Annotated in this window: 2 protein-coding genes; both read left to right on the top strand. The window is 48.4% G+C overall.

The window, feature by feature from the left end; genetic code table 11:
- The first annotated feature begins 305 nt into the window (after positions 1 to 305).
- A complete protein-coding gene (locus STRDD11_RS01260; protein WP_128835324.1) occupies positions 306 to 2240 on the top strand; it encodes a beta-glucoside-specific PTS transporter subunit IIABC in 1935 nt (644 codons plus the stop codon).
- Between the two features lie 137 nt (positions 2241 to 2377).
- On the top strand, positions 2378 to 2997 hold a 620-nt coding region (locus STRDD11_RS14040; protein WP_241209293.1), incomplete at its 3' end, for a CapA family protein.

Genomic DNA, 2997 nt, shown 5'->3' with positions numbered 1-2997 from the left:
AGCCCCGCGAGGATGATTAGGAGCTTTTTGGAGTCTAAAAGACGAACAGTCTTGACACATCCTAACGGATGTTTCATCCATAACCTCAAAGCAGTGCTTTGAGCAATCAGCTACCGCGCCAAAAGTTTTTTACCAAAACAAAGCGAGACTGAAAGACTTTTGTCTCAGCCTCAAGGTTGCGGATAAAACTTCCGTTAGGAAGTGTCGTTGAGGCTCAGAGCTATTGATGCCAGCGCAGCGAGCTGCTATGTCTCTTAAGACATCAAGATCCTGCCTGACCGGATAAAAATATAAGGAGGTCCATGATGGCTAAAGACTATACAGAATTAGCTCAGGATATTGTAGCCCATGTCGGCGGCAAGGACAATATTAGCAAATTGGTACACTGTGTGACACGCTTGCGTTTTTCTTTGAAGGACGAATCCAAGGCGGACACGGATTATCTGATGAAGCGCGACGGTGTTGTGACGGTGGTCAAGGCTGGCGGCCAGTATCAGGTCGTGATTGGCAACCATGTGCCGGATGTTTATGAAACTGTGCTCAAAGTGACTGGTATTTCAGGCGAAGGCAGCATTGATGCTAATGAGGGCGATGTTATTGAGGGCAATCTTTTTGATCGCTTTATCGCTCTGGTGTCAGGTCTCTTCCAGCCTATGCTGGGGACCTTGTCAGCGGCTGGTATGATTAAGGGTGTAGTGGCTATTCTGGCAGCTGCAGGAGTAGCAAAAACAGATGGCGCTTATGTCGTTCTCAATGCAGCTGGGGATGGTCTTTTCCAATTTCTTCCTTTGATTTTGGCTATTACAGCTGCTAAGCGTTTCAAGATGAATCAGTTTACAGCTTTGGCTATCGGCTTTGCCCTGGTTTATCCCAATATCGCAGCCAGCTTTGCAGCAGATAAGCCTCTGTACACTCTCTTTGCTGGGACGCCGATTGAATCACCGATTAATGCAACCTTCTTTGGCATTCCGATTATTTTCCCTGCATCCAGCTATCTTTCAACGGTCCTTCCGGTGATTGCAGCTGTCTGGGCCGGGGCCAAGATTGAAAAAGGCTTTAAGCAAATTATTCCAGATGTTGTAAAAGTCTTTATCGTACCATTCTTTACTCTGTTGATTACAGTGCCATTGGCTTTCCTTATTATTGGTCCGGTCATGACCTGGGCTTCAGATTTGGTTGGGGCACTCTTTACAGGCATCTATGGTTTCAGTCCGATTCTTTACGGTCTTGTCTTGGGAGCTCTCTGGCAGGTCTTGGTCATGTTTGGTCTTCACTGGGGCTTGGTGCCGCTGGCTATTTTAGAACTGCAGAAGGGTCCAGGGGTCATCCTTGTTGCCTCTATCGCTATCTGTTTTGCTCAGGCAGGATCCTTGCTCAATATCATGATGCGCAGCAAGGAAGATAAGGTTCGTCAGCTTTCTATTCCAGCTTTCATCTCAGCTCTTTTTGGTGTGACAGAGCCGGCTATTTACGGTATCACTCTGCCGATGCGGATGCCTTTCATCATGACCTGTATTTCCGGTGCGCTGACCGGTGCTTATCTGGCCTTCTTTGATGTAAAAATGCAGGTGATGGGAGGGATGGGACTCTTTGCCATTCCATCCTTTATCGAAGCTGGCAACAGCATGACTTTGATTCACTTCCTCATTGCAATTGTGCTCAACTTCGTACTGGGCTTTGGCTTGACCCAGCTCGTCAAAATTCCAAATCTTTTTGGCGATTCATCTGAAATGGCTGCAGAGCAACCTTTGGATACAGCAAAAGAAGCAGCCTCTGTCAAAGTGGCAGACCAAACCGTGACCAGCCCGCTTGAGGGGACAATCGTCGCTCTGGAAGACACTCCGGATGCTGTCTTTGCCAGCGGTGCTATGGGGCAGGGAGTAGCCATTGAGCCCAGTGTCGGTGAAGTGGTAGCACCTGCGGACGGGGTCATTCGTCTGCTCTTTCCGACCAACCATGCCATTGGGCTTGCGACAGATGATGGAGCAGAGCTGCTTATCCATGTCGGCATGGATACTGTAGCCCTGGAAGGCCAAGGTTTTACAGCGCATGTCGTTCAAGGATCCAAGGTCAAGAAAGGCCAGCTCCTATTGACCTTTGATATCCAAGCGATAAAGGAGGCAGGCTATCCAGTGACGACACCAGTTATCGTGACGAATACAGCCAACTATGACCAGATTGAGATCCTGGCTGAAGGAAATGTTCAGCTTGGCGACCAACTGCTGGAATTAAGGCGATAGAAACCGAATCAGGAGATTGGGAGAGAGCCAAATTCTTTTCCCAACTCCTGTTTTTCATTTTCTTTTGTCCATAAAAATAGTATAATATAGTAAATATCAGTCTGCTGTCATGGGACAGGAAAGAGCGGAGAGAGGCTATGGATAAACAATTTCTGTGGGAGAAGATCCGAAAATGTTTTCAGAAGTTTTGGAAGAAGCTGACTGCTTTTACGGAGGAGCACCATCTGCTGGCAGATATATACTATGCTTGGCGGGACTGGCTTCGGGAGTTTCCAATCGCTCGAGCCAAGGTCTTTCAAAAGCAGCTTACCAATCGGCAGTTTGTCGGGGTTCTTCTGACTGCGGTCGGACTGTCAGCTGGCATGATTTTGCTGGCGGAGCATCTGCAGGGTCTGTCCTTTCTGTCGGATGGAAAATCCAATCTTGAGCAGCAGACGGGGGCTAAAGCGTACCAGACAGTCCGCATCCTGGCGAGCGGTGACCTGCTTTATCACGATGGGCTTTATATGAGTGCTCTGAAAGAGGATGGCTCTTATGATTTTTCCGAGAATTTCCGCTATGCCAAGGAATGGCTCCATCAGGGCGATTTAGTCTTGGGAGACTTTGAGGGTACGATTCGGCCGGATTACCCCCTGAATGGCTATCCGCTCTTCAATGCTCCAGAAGCAGTGGCTCCGGCTATCAAGGATGCTGGCTATCAGGTGATGGATTTGGCCCACAATCACATTTTGGATTCGGGTTTGGAGGGGATTTTTAC

The sequence above is a fragment of the Streptococcus sp. DD11 genome, from assembly GCF_001578865.1.
Classification (GTDB): Bacteria; Bacillota; Bacilli; order Lactobacillales; family Streptococcaceae; genus Streptococcus; species Streptococcus panodentis.
Note: the sequence above shows the minus strand (reverse complement) of the source record. Positions and strands in the feature narration are given on the sequence as shown.